Origin of the sequence: Marinobacterium sedimentorum, from assembly GCF_024267675.1 — a bacterium.
Classification (GTDB): domain Bacteria; phylum Pseudomonadota; class Gammaproteobacteria; order Pseudomonadales; family Balneatricaceae; genus Marinobacterium_A; species Marinobacterium_A sedimentorum.
Window position 1 is genome coordinate 90,955 of record NZ_JALDYX010000006.1, and the last position, 12,998, is coordinate 103,952.

The following is a 12,998-nucleotide window of genomic DNA, read 5'->3' on the forward strand; positions in this document are numbered from 1 at the left end:
TAAGCAGGCTCTTAGGCAGCGGGCTTCTTGTCGACCATCACTAAGGCCTCGCCCTGGGTGACGCGCTTGCCTGCCACAAAGCACTCGGTGCTGAGGGTGACACGGCCGCGACGAAGATTGATGTCGGTGACGGTGACACGGGTTTCGACTTCATCGCCGAGGTGAATCGGCAGGCGAAACTTGAGGCTCTGATCCAGATAGACCGCGCCCGGGCCCGGCAAGTGCGTGCCCAGTACGGCGGATATCAGGCCAGCGCTGAACATGCCATGGGCGATACGGGTCTTGAACTGAGTGTGTGCGGCGAATTCCTCATCCAGGTGCACCGGGTTGGTGTCGCCGGTAATTTCGGCAAACAGGCGGATATCCTGATCGCTGACGGTCTTGAAGACCGACGCGCTCTGGCCAATTTCCAGATCTTCCAAATAGAGGCCGTGGGCCTGACTCATGCTGTTTCTCCGTCGATGAATTCTTCTGTACCAGGGTGTGGGGCGGGCGAGACCTGTCTAGTCTTCGTGCATTGCCTGCATGGATTCCTGCGCCCATTGCAGGCTGGCCCTATAGGCCCAGTCGTATACGGCGCCGTCAAAGTCCACCGGCAGGCGGTCCCAGTCGCCGTTTTCGTAGTTGATTACATTTTTCAGCACGTCACCGATGGGGCCTGCGCCGCCGCGAATGGCGGCTTTGACGTCATCTCCCAAGGGTACCTGGGCCAGCATGGATTCCTGCTGGATATCCAGCATGGCGTGCAGGCCCGACATCATGCCGGCCATGAAGTAGCTGGTAGGCGACTGCAGATTTTGGGTAATGGCCACGAGTTCGCACATGCGTCCGCGAATCAGCAGTACACGGGACAGTTCTTCGGGCTTGTCCTTGTTGGCGGACATGGAAATCAGCATGGCCCATTTCTTCACCTGTTCCAGGCCTAGCAGCACCACCGCCTGGGCAACAGACTCCACCTTGCGCACCAGAGCGTAGGCGGCGGAATTGACGATGCGCAGTAGCTTGAAGGTCAGCACCGGGTCGCGGATGATCAGGGCTTCCAGCTTGGCCGGTGTAGTACCAGGCTTTTGCAGCTCCTGAATCAGTTGCAACAGGGTGAACTGCTGGGCGCTGACGCGGCGTTCCTGCACCAGCTTGGGTTTGCTGAGAAAACCGCCCTGGTAAAGCTTGAAGCCCATGTCGATGCAGCGCTCAAGCTGCTCGAAACTGTCGATGCCCTCGCCGAGAAAGGCCACCTTGAAGGGTGTAATCAGGCGCATTTGCTCTGCCAGTTGCTCTTCGTCGAACTGGCGTATATCCAGTTTGACGATCTGAGCGGCCCGCAGCAGGTTGTCCTGTTTGGCATTGTAGTGAAAATTGCACAGCGCCAAACGATAACCGTCTTTTACCAGCTTGAGCGCCGCACGTTCATAATCCTGATCCGGATCAGCGCCGGGCTGCAGCTCGATAACCACCTGCTTTCTGGGCAGGTCGGGAAAATAACCGGACAACAGCAGTTCGCGGCTTACGGGTACGAACGCCGGTACCCGCCGGACGGAGCCGGCATCGGAAATGCTGGTATAGATATTGAGGATGATTTCGCCGTTGGGGGCAGATCCTTCGAGTCGTGTCGCACCAGTGCCTTCGTCATCAGGCCGGTAGAGCAACTCGTAGGCCACTACCTTTTGATGCTGATCGAAGATCGGCTGGCGGGCGACAAGCAGGCACTGATCGTCAGGGGTTTTGTCCATTTTCCCGTCACTCTTCCTGTTCTCGAGTTACAACCCAGAAGTGTATACGCAAATGGGCGTTTACCGATAGGGCTGATCGGCGTCACGGGAGTATCGCTTTGGCGCCACAACGCTATAATAGGCGGCCTTCGAACAGGGCAGGGTAAAGATGAGCATTAATTGGTTTCCAGGGCACATGCACAAGGCACGCAAAGAGATCGCCAAGACCATGGACGAGATCGATGTGGTGATCGAGGTGCTGGATGCCCGCCTGCCCCAGTCGAGCGAGAATCCGCTGGTGGATTCACTGCGCAAGGGCAAACCTGTTATCAAGCTGCTGAACAAGTCCGATCTCGCCGACCCGGACGTGACCGCTCAGTGGCTGGCGTTTTTCAATGCCATGGACGGGGTGCAGGCGCTGGCGCTGGATACCGAGAACCGCAAGCTGATCAAGCGCCTGCCCGAGCTGTGCAAGCAGCTGGTGCCGTCCCGCGTGGCCCAGGGGCGGCCGGTGCGCGCCATGATCATGGGGATTCCGAACGTCGGCAAGTCCACCCTGATCAACGCACTGGTGGGCAAGCGCATTGCCAAGGTGGGCAATACGCCGGCGGTTACGCGTCACCAGCAGCGTTTCATGATGCAGGGCATGGCGTTGTCGGATACGCCGGGCATCCTCTGGCCTAAAATAGCCGATCGAGATTCCGGCTACCGTCTGGCCGCCAGTGGTGCAATCCGTGATACTGCCATTGAGCTGGAAGATATAGCGCTCTTTACCGCCAGCTTTATGCTGGTGTCGTACCCGCAGCGGCTGATGGAACGATACCGCCTGACGACACTGGCCGACATTGGCGATGAGTTGCTGGACCAGATAGGGCGCAAACGAGGATGTCTCAGGCCGGGCGGCATAGTCGATCGGCACAAGGCATCCGAAATACTGTTAATGGAATTACGTAGCGGCAAGCTCGGACGAATCAGTTTCGAGACCGTCGCTGAATGGGATGAGAAACGACGCCAGGCTGCTTTGGAAGAAGCCGAACGGCTGGCGGCGCTAGACGAGCAACAGCAGGATCCAACATGACACGTTTAAAGAAGAAACGCTCCGATGCCAACCGTATCGAGTGGGGCGAAAGCGCGCCAAGGCGCAGTGAAAAACTGGCTGATCCCGGCAGTTACGAAAGCCGCAAGCGCAAGTCGCTGGACAAGCGCAAGCAGCAGAAGTCCGTGTACGAAAAACAGCTTGAAAAGGAAGAGCGCGAAGCGCGTCTGCGTGCGCAGCAGCAACCGCGCGGCGGTCGTCTGGCGGAAAAAATCCGCCGTCTGAACCGTGAAAAGAACGCGGCTGAAGTGCCTGAAGAGAATGCGGCGGCAGAGTCTGTAGCAGAGACAGCTGCAGAGCCCGCAGACCAGGCGCGGCAGGACACAAAGGACTGACGGCCACCCGGCACCTGTGCCGGGTGTCTCCTGGCCCTGCTGTGTATGGTCAGGTGCGTGGTTGGCGTTCCTCTCGGTGGACTGCTAGCTTTAGCTCATTGCGACAAGCGGAGAGCAGCAGCATGACCCACTCACCGATTCACCGCGCCGGCAACGCACCGATAAAGGTCGAACTCACCCAGGGCGAGACTTATACCTGGTGTGCCTGCGGGCGCTCCGAAAACCAGCCCTGGTGCGATAGCTCCCATCAGGGCACCGGTATTGATCCGGTGGTGTTTGTTGCCGAGCGCACTGGTAGCGTCTGGCTCTGCCTGTGCAAGCAAACCGGAACCCCGCCACTGTGTGATTCCAGCCATAAAAAGTCGCCGCCTGACTCTGCCTGATTTGGTTCCATAGCCGCCGCATACAATACCTTGAAGTAAGGCCCTCAAGGCGCTTGGTTGCAGTTGCGCCTAGCACTTTGTGCTAGCATACGCGCCTTTCCAACACAGCCAGGTAAGCTCCTTGCATTCCCAGGATTTTTCCCGTGATGTCATCATTATCGGTGCCGGCGCCGCAGGTCTCATGTGTGCCGCCACGGCCGGTTACCGGGGCCGTTCGGTGCTGCTGCTCGAGCACAGCAACAAGATCGGCCGCAAGATACTGATGTCCGGCGGCGGACGCTGCAACTTTACCAATCTGCATAACAGCCCGGCCAACTACCTGTCGGCCAATGCGCATTTTTGCAAGTCGGCGCTGAGCCGTTATCCGGCGTCGCGCTTTATCGAGCTGGTGGAGCGCCACGGTATCGATTACCACGAAAAGACGCTTGGGCAGTTATTCTGTGATGTTTCCAGCAAGGAAATACTGCAGCTGCTGCTGACCGAATGTGACTGGGCGGGGGTGGATGTGCGCACCGACAGCTCGATCTATCGCATCGACAGGGTCGCCGACGGTTACCGCGTCAAGACCTCCGCCGGTATCTGGCAGTGCAGTTCTCTGGTGATTGCCACCGGTGGCCTGTCGATACCCAACGGCGGCGCAACGCCCTTCGCCTATGAAACGGCGAAGCAGTTTGGCCTCAACGTCTTGCCGCTGCAGGCCGCACTGGTGCCCTTCACGCTGCAACCCAAGGACCTCGAGGTATTCAAGCCGCTGTCCGGCGTATCGCACCGCATTCGTGCCCGCGTCGCTGAGACCGCCTTCGTGGAAAACCTGCTCTTTACCCACCGTGGCCTCAGTGGCCCGGCGATTCTGCAGATCTCATCCTACTGGGACCCGGGCGCCGAGGTGGAAATTGACTTGTTCCCGGAACTCGATCTGCTGCAATGGCTGGGCGGGCAGCGGGAGAGTCGCCCCAAAGCGGATATCCGCACCTTGCTTTGCCAGCAGATGCACAAGCGGGTGGTGCAGACCTTCTGTGATCTCTGGTCCTTCGAAGGCCCCATTAACCGCTTCGATGGTCCGCAGCTGGCCGCGGTGGCCGAGGCTTTTCACCGCTGGGTCATCAAACCCGCTGGCACCGAAGGGTATCGCACAGCGGAAGTCACCCGCGGCGGCATCGATACCGATGAGGTTTCATCCAAAACCTTTGAGGCGAAAAAGGCCCCAGGGCTGTACTTTGTCGGCGAATGCCTGGATGTCACCGGTCACCTGGGAGGGCACAACTTCCAGTTCGCCTGGGCCTGCGGCGATGCCGCCGGGCAGTACGTCTGAACTGCATTGCCTTCTGCCTGTGATCTTCTGAGGTCAGATAGGGCGCCTGCAGCTCCGATGACAACGCCAATGCAGCGGCGGCGTCAAGGCTGAGGCTGCAACGCCACCATGACGATGGGGTTCAGGTATGGAAAAGGCCCCGGATGGGGCCTTTTGTGCGTCTGGATACCGGAGTCCGGGTCTAGCGCGGCTCGCTCATCAATCCCTTGACGATGGCAAAGCACGCCAGCAACAGCACGATGGTGAACGGGAAGCCGGTGGATACCGCCATGGCCTGCAACGCGCCCAGGCCGCCGCCGAGCAGCAGGGCGATGGCCACCAGGCCTTCGAACACGCACCAGAACACCCGCTGGGGTGTGGGTGCGTCAATCTTGCCGCCGGCGGTGATGGTGTCTATCACCAGGGAGCCGGAGTCCGATGAAGTGACGAAGAACACGATGACCAGCACTATACCCAGGAAGGAGGTGATCTGGGTCAGCGGCAGCTCCTGCAGCATGGAGAAGAGTTGCAGTTCCAGCGGCGCACCGACCACGGTCTGAATGCCGTCGTTGACCAGCTGGCTGATGGCGGTGCCGCCAAAGGCGGTCATCCAGAACACACAGACCAGGGATGGAATCAGCAGCACGCAGGTAATGAATTCGCGCACGGTGCGGCCACGGGACACACGGGCGATAAACATGCCGACAAAGGGCGACCAGGATATCCACCAGGCCCAGTAGAAGGCGGTCCAGCCCTGGCTGAAGTTGGCATCGCTGCGGCCTATCGGATTCGACAGTGCCGGCAGGTTCTGCACATAGGCCAGCAGGTTATTGAAAAATCCGCTGAGGATGGCAACGGTCGGACCGACGATGACCACAAACAGCAACAGCAGAACCGCCAGTACCATGTTGATCTCGGACAGCCGCTTGACGCCGGCATCCAGTCCGGCCACAACCGACAGCAGAGCAATGCCGGTGATGCCGATGATCAGGAAAACCTTGGTGGTTTCGGTGGCAGGCAGACCGAACAGAAAGTCGAGTCCGGCGCTGGCCTGTTCGGCACCGAATCCCAGCGATGTTGCCAGCCCGAACAGGGTGGCAAACACGGCCAGAATATCGATGATATGGCCGGTCCAGCCCCAGATGCGCTCGCCGAAAATCGGGTAGAAAATCGAACGCATGGTCAACGGCAAACCCTTGTTATAGGAAAACAGCGCCAGGGCCAGCGCGACAACCGCATAGATTGCCCAGGGGTGAAGCGCCCAATGAAAGATGGTCGCTGCCATGCCTAAGCGCCGCGCTGCCTCCGCATCCCCGGGAGCGCCGGCCAGCGGTGCCCAGCTTTCGGGCGTACCTGCGTTGTCGGCAAAGGATGAGGAAAAGTGCGACAGCGGCTCCGATACGCCATAAAACATCAGGCCGATGCCCATGCCGGCTGCAAACAGCATCGCAAACCAGCCGCTGTAGGAGTAGTCCGGTGTGGCATCGGTACCGCCCAGGCGTACCCGGCCCAGCGGCGAGAGCACCAGGACGATACAGAGCACAACGAAGACATTGGCCGAGGCGATAAAGAACCAGTCGAAGGTCGAGGTCAGCCAGACACGCATGGCATTGAACATGGGTCCTGCGCTGTCCTGAAAGGCAAGAGTAAAAAAGACAAAGGCGACAATACACAGGCCGGAAATCAGAAAGACGGGGTTGTGCACATCAAGATTGAAGGGCCCTATCTGGGTATTGATATTGTCCTGACCGATCTCATAGTCGGTTTCAATCAGATTGGAATCCCCGTCGGGGGTTAGTTCGGTAGGTTCAGTCATGTGTCTCCCTTGTGGACTGAGCTGGGTGAAGAATTTTTAACGGGTCTGGTTAGCGAACAACCAGCACGGACACCTTGGCGAAGGAGGCGAAGTAACCGGCGTTGGATGCAAAGATATGCTCCATGACGCCTGGAACATGGGACGCCATGACCACGAGATCGGCGCCGGTCTCGCTGGCGGCGCGCATCAGGGTGTCGTCCAGATCCGCAGTGGGGTCGTGGCTGATGTAGGTGGCGCTGCTCACGTTGGACAGTTGATGTTTCGCTGCCTGGGCCTGGCTGAACTCTTCCATCTTGCTGGAAAACTCTTCCGGCGTATGGGCGATACTGCTCGGTGTACTGGCGCTGACGCCGACATAACAGACACTGGCCTGGTAGAGCTTGGCCAGATCTGCGGAGGTTTGCAGGGCTTTGTGAAGTTGCTCGGCGTGGGCCAGATCGACTGGCACCATTATATGACTGTACATGCGGTTTCTCCCTGCGGGTGGCAGATGACACTTTTTGAGAGTGAATTACACTGACAATTATTGCAGATGCTTGAGAATGTGGGAGATTTTTTTAAAAAAAACAGCGGGAAAGGGGGGATTCAGCGGGTGTTATTCGGGCCAGTTAATACAAAAAAAGCCGGCGTTGGCCGACTCCTTAATCTGGTTTGCGCTGTTATGGGGCAGCGGCACCTGGGGTAGTTCAAATGTGAGGTACGGCGTCGCTCAGCTCGCGACGCTTCTGAAAGCGCTTGCGCAGTGTCAGTGCCAGTACGGACGACGACAGCAGGAAAGTCACCAGATTGGCCAGAAACATCGGCAGATCCTGCAGAATGATGCCGTAAATCAGCCACAACGCCACGCCGAAGGTCAGTATTGAATACATGCTCACTGAAATGCCTTCGACGTTGCCGGTTTTCAGGATCCGCAGAACCTGGGGGACAAAAGCCGCCGTCGTGCAAAGGGCAGCGACCATGCCAATCAGTGTTGTGTTGTCCATCGGGTGCGGCCTCGGCCAGTTGTTCCATACACAGCAGCATCAAGCCAGTGCGTAGCGGCAGTAACTAAATTATCTGGATTTGATAGTCAGGGTTCTTGCTTGCACAGGCTTTGTGAGAGTCCGCGAACGCAGACAGCATTGTGCAAGAAATACATATCGCCGGCAGTCTAAAGGCGGCTGCGGATACTTGCAAGTGATATAAATCTATCGGACAGCTTAGTTATATTCGCCCATTTTCAGACCGGATCGGGAGCAGATTAGGTACGGCGGTAGCGCGCCAGACCTGGTTTTTTGCCCTGGGGCTGTCGTGCCTTAGTCTTTTGGGGTACTTTGACCCGCAGCGCTTATCAGGAGGCAAAAAATGGAATTTGTAATACAGGACTGGCACTGGCTGGCCTTTGGCATGTTGCTGGTAATGGCGGAGTTGTTTATCCCCAGTTTCACGATTTTCTGGTTTGGCCTCGGCGCCGTGATCGTGGCGGCTATTCTCTGGCTGGTACCGGATTTTGCGTTCAGCTGGCAGCTGGTGGTCTGGGCGCTATCGTCGAGCCTGTTTGTTGCGCTCTGGTTTCGCTTTTTCAAGCCTTTGATGGTGGATCGTACCAAGGCGGGCATTGCCCGCGAGGCAATCAGGGGTGAAAGTGGCCAGGTGATCAAGGCTCCGCAGCCAGGTGGGCGTGGTGTAGTGCGTTTCACCACTCCCTTGCTCGGAGATGACGAGTGGGATTTTATCTGTGATACCGAGGTTGCAGTGGGCGACCGGGTGCAGGTCAAGGAGCTGTCGGGTAATACCCTGATCGTGGAAAAGCGTTAAATCTGAAAGTCTGAAGGAGTAGCACGCATGATGATTGATGGAATTGTACTGGCCGGGATTTTTCTGGTGCTGGTTGTTGTTACAGTGGCACTGGGTGTCAAAACTGTTCCCCAGGGCAGCAAGTTCGTGGTGCAGCGCATGGGCAAATACCACAAGACACTGGGGCCTGGCCTCAATATTATTTTCCCCTATATCGATGCCGTGGCCTACAAGGTGACCACCAAGGATATAGTGCTGGATATTCCGTCGCAGGAAGTGATTACGCGGGATAACGCCGTGATCATCGCCAATGCCGTGGCATACATCAATATCGTCTCGCCGGAAAAGGCAGTCTACGGTGTGGAAGATTACCGCTTTGCCATCCAGAACCTGGTGCAGACCTCGTTGCGCTCGATTATCGGGGAAATGGATCTGGACGATGCGCTGTCCAACCGCGACTCCATCAAGGCCAAGCTCAAGGGTGCCATCTCCGACGATATCGCCGACTGGGGTATTACCCTCAAGACCGTTGAAATTCAGGACATCAACCCGTCTGACACCATGCAGCATGCGATGGAGGAACAGGCCGCTGCCGAACGTGGCCGTCGCGCGACCGTGACCCGGGCCGGTGGTGAAAAGGCGGCAGCCATTCTCGAGGCAGAAGGCCGGCTCGAGGCGTCCCGTCGCGATGCCGAGGCTCAGGTGGTACTGGCCCAGGCGAGCCAGACCGCAATCGAGAAGGTTACCGCTGCGATTCAGAATAACGAGCTGCCGGTGATGTACCTGCTGGGTGAACGTTATATCGAGGCGATGAAAGAGCTGGCTGGTTCCGATAATGCCAAAACCGTGATTCTGCCGGGCGATATCCCGGCGGCGGTGCGTGGCATCATGGGCGGTTTTAGCAAGTAACAGTCGCTGCTGCCCTGGTTTTCAGGGCACCTTGACCACCGGGCCGGCGGATGGCGGCCCCGAGTGAATGTCTGTCTTGCCGCCATCCATGGCGGCCACTTCGCTCTCCCGGGAAGATTCCCGCATTCTCGGAATTTCTGACATCCCTGGCACTCAGGGCATCCTGCGGCTTTCGGCACCGGGCAGGGCTCCCTGAGTGCAACCCATGGTGCCGCCCGCGCCGACGCGGGACGGGTCAGCCGTTTCAGATGCCTTTCGCGCTTTCTCTCCCAGGCGCACCAGATATTCGCCCAGCAGCAGCGTTGCCAGCACTCCGGTGCCCACCTGCCCGAGGATATACCAGTCCAGCGGCTCGCCCGGCACCCAGAAGAAGAGCGCTATCGCCATCCCTAGAATCAGTATGCAGTTGCATGCCAGGACTCGGTGCAGCCAAGTGCCTGGAACCCGGAAACAGCCGGCCCGTGGTGCGTCGCGCCGGCGCAGTTTCAGGTAGGCCAGGTGCATGCCGACATAGGGCATCAGGAAAATGATGGCGCTGAACGAGAACAGGTTCCAGAACAGTTCCTCGGCGGTGCCGGCCATGATTCCATAGAGCAACAGGATGCTTGAGCTAAGAGCGCTGGTCAGGAGCGCGGCGCCGACCGGTGCTCCGTGCTGCGGATGTTTCTTCGCGAAGGCGGCCGGCATTTCCCGTGCTGCCCCTGCCTCGGCCATGGCGCAATTGCCGCCCAGGGTCCAGGTCACCATGGTAGAGAAAAAGGTCAAAAGCGCCGCGCCGCCAACGCTCAGCGCCAGGGTTTCACCGAAGGCTGCGCTTGCGAAGAGTTCGCGCAGGCTTACTGCAATGATATCGACGGTATCGATGCGCTCGGCAGGCACCGCCGCCAGCACACCGAGGGTGCCAAAGATGTAGCAGGCAGCCGTCAGCAGGCCGGCCACCAGCATTGCCCGCGGAATATTACGATGCGGGTTGCGGATCGCGCCGCTCTCGGCGCTGATCAGTTCGACGCCGAGGCAGCCGTAGACGATCACCGGAATATAGGCGAGACCCTCGTCGAGGCGCTCCAGGCTATGGGCCAGGCTCAGGTCGTTGGCGAAGCCGTGCTGCAGGCCGTACCAGAGGCCGCCGATGCCCAGAGTCAGGATGACGAGGAACTTCAGTGGCGTGCCCAGGTTCGGGATCCACTTGCTCAGACGCAGCGGCAGGCAGTTGATCGCGGCGGTCAGCCAGCACAGGGCGAGACCGATGCCAATCTGGCCCCAGAGGCTCAGCTGGGGCCAGTAAAGTGCCGAGAATATGGCACCGAACATGATGAACACAGCCGGCATCCAGAGGGCAATATTGATCCAGTAAAGCCAGGTGATGCGGGCGCCCCAACGGGTGCCGAAGGCATCGCGGATCCAGGCGTAGATACCCCCCTGTTCGGGGTAGCGGGTACCGAGTTCTGCGGTCACCAGGGTGTTGGGAATAAAAAACAGCACCAATACCACCAGCCACCAGAAAATGGCGGACGCGCCGACCGCGGCCGACAGGGCGATCTGGTCCACCAGCAGAATCGCCGAGATGGTGTAGAGGGTGATATCGAGGGCGGATAACGCCTTTTTATGTTGCGGGTTATGGCTCATGAAAGCAGGCCTATTTTTGTCGTTATCAGGGCGCAGCCGGTTCAGACCTTGTTGGCGGCGATGACGTAGAGAAATTCGAGCGCCAGCGTCGCCGCCGCCAGGGCGGTGATTTCAGCATGGTCGTACGCCGGGTTGACCTCGACCAGGTCCATGCCCACCAGGTCCAAACCGCTGAGGCCGCGGATTACCTTGAGGGCGCAGTCGATAGTCAGGCCGGCGCTGACCGGCGTGCCGGTGCCGGGGGCGTAGCTGGGGTCTAGGCCATCGATGTCGAAACTGACATAGGCGCGGGCCGCGCCCACCCGCTGGTGGATGCGTTCAAGTACCGCGGCCGGTCCATGGTCGTTGACCCAGGCGGCGTCGAGTACCTCGAAGGGGTGGTCGTGCCGGTCATAGGTGGTGCGGATGCCGATCTGAATGGAGCGTTCGGTGTCGACCAGGCCTTCCTGTACAGCGTGATGAAAAATGGTGCCGTGATCGTACTGGGTGCCACCCGAATAAGTATCAGTATGGGCGTCGACGTGAATCAGGGCCAGTGGGCCATGCCGGCGGGCATGAGCCCGCAGCAGCGGCAGGCTGATAAAGTGGTCACCGCCGAAGCTGAGCATGCGCCGTCCGGCCTCGAGCACCCGGTCGGCATGGGCCTCAAGGTTGTCCACCAGGGTCTGGGGTTCTCCGTAGCGGAACTGCAGGTCGCCGGCATCGGCGACTTTCAGCTGGTCGTCGAGGGTGAAGTCCCAGGGCCAGCGAATGCCTTCCCAGATCAGATTGGCCGAGGCCAGTCGGATGGCATTGGGTCCAAGGCGGGTGCCGGAGCGCCCGGAGCAGGCGAGGTCGAAGGGGACGCCGGTCACCACCACCTCGGCCTCCGATGGCCCGTGCGGGTCGTAGGTCGGGCACTGCATGAAGGTCGAGGCCAGGGTGGCATAGATCGGGCTGTAATCCTCGTTGGCTTTGGTATTGTTCTGGGACATGGGTACTCCGTGGGCAGGCTGTGGTTGAGTTGCTGTCACGGTAGTGCCTGTCTGTTAATTAATAAAATGAATTGAAATTATGGTGTAATTCGTAGTACGAATAGTTGGGTGGCGCTTTGACCCTGGGCCGCCTGTCATTTCCCTGTTCAAGGTTTTGGTTTTTATGCAGTCATTGCGTCAATTCGATCTCAACCTGCTGGTGATATTCGATGCCCTGATCACCGAATGTCATGTCACCCGGGCGGCTGAAAAGGTCTTCCTGAGCCAGCCGGCGGTGAGTCATGCGTTGAAGCGCTTGCGTGATGTGCTGGATGACCCGCTGCTGGTGAAGACCGACAGCGGCATGCAGCCAACGCCGCGGGCGCGTGCCTTGTTGCCGGGCGTGCAGCAGGCACTGAAGCTGATTGATCAGAGCCTGGCGCCGCCGCCCGAATTCGACCCGGCGACGAGCCGGCGCCGTTTTGTCATCGCCACCAGCGATTATTTCGAGGAGCTGCTTTACCCGGCGTTTCTGGCGGACGTTCAGCAGCGGGCCCCGCATGTGGAGTTTGAGATCGAGCTGATCAGCGAGGCGGTACTGCGAAAGGGGCTCGAAAACGGTGATGTCGACCTGGTCGTGGGGCTCGAGGCGGACGTCGAGATCCCTGCGATACTGGTGCGTGATCCCTGGATTACCGAGGAGCTTGTCTGTCTGGTGGCGATATCCAACACAGCGATTGGGAATTCGCTCAGCCTGGACGATTTTGTCCGTTTGCCCCAGATCGGCCTGTCCCATATTGGCGCCGGAAATCCCGAAGGGGTGGATCAGTGGCTGGCGCGCCAGGGGCTCGGCCGGCGGCTGCTGTCGCGCAATCTAAACTACATGGCGGCGGCGCGGGCGGTGGCCTTGACCGATGCGGTGCTGACGCTGCCCCGGCAGATGGCTGCGCTGTTCTGCACCTTGCTGCCGGTGCGACTGGTCGAGGCGCCGCCGGGCATGCCGAAACCGGAGATGACGCTGGTCCAGCATCCGTTATACACGCGGGACGGCGCCATCCGCTGGCTCAGGACACAATTGCAGGCCTTCGGGCATACGGCATGATC

14 protein-coding genes are annotated in these 12,998 nt (G+C 59.2%); 7 read left to right on the forward strand and 7 right to left on the reverse strand.

Annotated elements, in window-relative coordinates; translation table 11 throughout:
* Positions 1–11 precede the first annotated feature (11 nt).
* Entirely contained in the window at positions 12–446 is a 435-nt protein-coding gene (locus tag MRS74_RS07770) for a MaoC family dehydratase (protein ID WP_254579709.1), read from the reverse strand.
* A gap of 57 nt (positions 447–503) precedes the next feature.
* Entirely contained in the window at positions 504–1,730 is a 1,227-nt protein-coding gene (locus MRS74_RS07775) for an EAL and HDOD domain-containing protein (protein ID WP_254579710.1), read from the reverse strand.
* Between the two features lie 148 nt (positions 1,731–1,878).
* On the opposite strand from MRS74_RS07775, the gene ylqF reads away from it, so the two are divergent.
* The 4 genes from ylqF (at position 1,879) to MRS74_RS07795 (ending at position 4,835) form a co-directional block, all read left to right on the forward strand.
* The gene (gene ylqF / locus MRS74_RS07780) at positions 1,879–2,787 is read left to right on the forward strand and encodes a ribosome biogenesis GTPase YlqF (RefSeq protein ID WP_254579711.1); all 909 of its coding nucleotides are present in this window, start codon (positions 1,879–1,881) and stop codon (positions 2,785–2,787) included.
* Positions 2,784–3,140 carry a hypothetical protein gene (locus tag MRS74_RS07785; RefSeq protein WP_254579712.1) on the forward strand — a complete coding sequence of 119 codons (357 nt, stop codon included), beginning with the start codon at positions 2,784–2,786 and terminating at the stop codon, positions 3,138–3,140. The genes ylqF and MRS74_RS07785 overlap by 4 nt, the downstream gene beginning before the upstream one ends.
* Before the next feature lie 122 nt (positions 3,141–3,262).
* The gene (locus MRS74_RS07790; protein WP_254579713.1) at positions 3,263–3,523 is read left to right on the forward strand and encodes a CDGSH iron-sulfur domain-containing protein; all 261 of its coding nucleotides are present in this window, start codon (positions 3,263–3,265) and stop codon (positions 3,521–3,523) included.
* Positions 3,524–3,704: 181 nt separating this feature from the next.
* A complete protein-coding gene (locus tag MRS74_RS07795) occupies positions 3,705–4,835 on the forward strand; it encodes a BaiN/RdsA family NAD(P)/FAD-dependent oxidoreductase (protein ID WP_254579799.1) in 1,131 nt (376 codons plus the stop codon).
* 181 nt (positions 4,836–5,016) lie between these two features.
* Here MRS74_RS07795 and MRS74_RS07800 read toward each other — a convergent pair whose 3' ends face one another.
* The 3 genes from MRS74_RS07800 to MRS74_RS07810 all read right to left on the reverse strand — a co-directional run bounded on the left by MRS74_RS07800 (position 5,017) and on the right by MRS74_RS07810 (position 7,613).
* Entirely contained in the window at positions 5,017–6,630 is a 1,614-nt protein-coding gene (locus tag MRS74_RS07800) for a BCCT family transporter (RefSeq protein WP_254579714.1), read from the reverse strand.
* 49 nt (positions 6,631–6,679) lie between these two features.
* A complete protein-coding gene (locus tag MRS74_RS07805; RefSeq protein ID WP_254579715.1) occupies positions 6,680–7,096 on the reverse strand; it encodes a universal stress protein in 417 nt (138 codons plus the stop codon).
* Positions 7,097–7,316: 220 nt separating this feature from the next.
* On the reverse strand, positions 7,317–7,613 hold the full coding sequence (locus MRS74_RS07810; RefSeq protein WP_254579716.1) for a SemiSWEET transporter: 297 nt from the start codon (positions 7,611–7,613) through the stop codon (positions 7,317–7,319).
* Positions 7,614–7,974: 361 nt separating this feature from the next.
* On the opposite strand from MRS74_RS07810, the gene MRS74_RS07815 reads away from it, so the two are divergent.
* Together MRS74_RS07815 and MRS74_RS07820 are read left to right on the forward strand one after the other, a co-directional pair.
* Entirely contained in the window at positions 7,975–8,427 is a 453-nt protein-coding gene (locus MRS74_RS07815; RefSeq protein ID WP_254579717.1) for an NfeD family protein, read from the forward strand.
* A 27-nt stretch (positions 8,428–8,454) separates the two neighbouring features.
* Positions 8,455–9,315: an SPFH domain-containing protein gene (locus MRS74_RS07820; protein ID WP_254579718.1), complete on the forward strand. Its 861-nt coding sequence runs from the start codon at positions 8,455–8,457 to the stop codon at positions 9,313–9,315.
* Positions 9,316–9,468: 153 nt separating this feature from the next.
* On the opposite strand, the gene MRS74_RS07825 is transcribed toward MRS74_RS07820, so the two are convergent.
* Positions 9,469–10,941, reverse strand: a complete 1,473-nt coding sequence (locus MRS74_RS07825; RefSeq protein WP_254579719.1) for an APC family permease — start codon at positions 10,939–10,941, stop codon at positions 9,469–9,471.
* Between the two features lie 41 nt (positions 10,942–10,982).
* A complete protein-coding gene (speB, locus tag MRS74_RS07830; RefSeq protein WP_254579720.1) occupies positions 10,983–11,915 on the reverse strand; it encodes an agmatinase in 933 nt (310 codons plus the stop codon).
* Between the two features lie 163 nt (positions 11,916–12,078).
* On the opposite strand from speB, the gene MRS74_RS07835 reads away from it, so the two are divergent.
* Entirely contained in the window at positions 12,079–12,996 is a 918-nt protein-coding gene (locus MRS74_RS07835; protein ID WP_254579721.1) for a LysR family transcriptional regulator, read from the forward strand.
* The last annotated feature ends 2 nt before the right edge of the window (positions 12,997–12,998 follow it).